2 protein-coding genes are annotated in these 1,004 nt (G+C 68.1%); both read left to right on the top strand.

From position 1 onward, the window contains the following. Window positions 1–136 precede the first annotated feature (136 nt). Window positions 137–577, top strand: a complete 441-nt coding sequence (locus ACZ4VL_RS40970; protein WP_467385021.1) for a hypothetical protein — start codon at window positions 137–139, stop codon at window positions 575–577. After that, on the top strand, window positions 553–855 hold the full coding sequence (gene lysC / locus ACZ4VL_RS40965; RefSeq protein WP_465968668.1) for an Rz1-like lysis system protein LysC: 303 nt from the start codon (window positions 553–555) through the stop codon (window positions 853–855). Before ACZ4VL_RS40970 ends, lysC begins: the two co-directional genes overlap by 25 nt. The last annotated feature ends 149 nt before the right edge of the window (window positions 856–1,004 follow it).

Here is a 1,004-nt window from a genome sequence, read left to right as displayed (position 1 = left end):
CTGCTGCCGGCGGACTGGCTGCCGGTGGTGCACGACGGGTTCAAGCAGACCGTGGCCTACAGCGCCTTGGCATCGGCTGGCCTGACGTCGTTCCTGGCTGCGGTATCCCGCATCTTCGTGCAGCCCAAGCTGAGCAATGGCGATGCTGATCCCTGACCCGCTGCGGCCCTACGTGGGCCTGATCCGCGCAGGGTTGTGGGTCGCCGCGGTGGGTGCCGTCCTGCTGATGGGTGCCCGGCTCGGATCGGACTATCGAGCGAAGAAGGACCAGGCCCTGATCGCCGCCGCCGAGAAGCAGCGCGATAAGGCCCAGGCCAGCTCTGACGAGAACCTGCGCGCGGCCAACGCCTGTGGCCAGCTGCTGCAGGAGGTGAACCGCCAGACCCAGCTGGCCATCGACGAATACGCCCGCCAGCAGCAGGCAGCCCAAGAGTCCGCACGGCTCGCTGAAGCGGCAGCAGCCCAGAGCCAGCGCCGCGCGACCCAGGCCGAGCAGGCCCTGCAGGCGGCCAAGACCCAGCCGGGATGCCGGCAGCAGTTGGAGCAGAACCTATGCGACGCCATTCCGTTGCTGTGATCCTGGCTGCGGCCATGCCGCTGTGCGGGTTCGGCAGCTGCAGCAAGGCCGAGAAGCCTGACCTGCCCAAGGTGGTGTATGTCCCGGTCGAGCGCACTGTGGCTGTGCCGGCGGCGCTGACCGCCCGCTGCCCGGCGAAGCGCGCCACCTCCCGCACTGTGGAAGCCGTCGTCGCTGCATACAACGCCAACCTCCTGACTCTGGAGGACTGCGATAGCCGGATGAGCGCGATCGAGAAGCTGGCTCCGGCCAACGAACAGAAGCAGGTGAAGCCGTGAGCCTTTCCGACCGCCTTCGCCGCATCGAGCTGCAGCAGGAAGAGCAGCGCAAGGTCACCGCCCGGCTCGAAGAGAAGGTCGATGCCCTCTTGGCGGCACTGGCAGCTGAGGGAGAGGAAGAGCAGGGCGAGCCAGCCCGCAGCCTGGAC

The organism is Streptomyces sp. NPDC029014, assembly GCF_055564695.1.
Note: the sequence above shows the minus strand (reverse complement) of the source record. Positions and strands in the feature narration are given on the sequence as shown.

Coding starts and splice junctions, on each gene's coding strand:
- ACZ4VL_RS40970 (WP_467385021.1), top strand. CDS start 137: ATGGCGATGCTGATCCCTGACCCGCTGCGGCCCTACGTGGGCCTGATC.
- lysC (WP_465968668.1), top strand. CDS start 553: ATGCGACGCCATTCCGTTGCTGTGATCCTGGCTGCGGCCATGCCGCTG.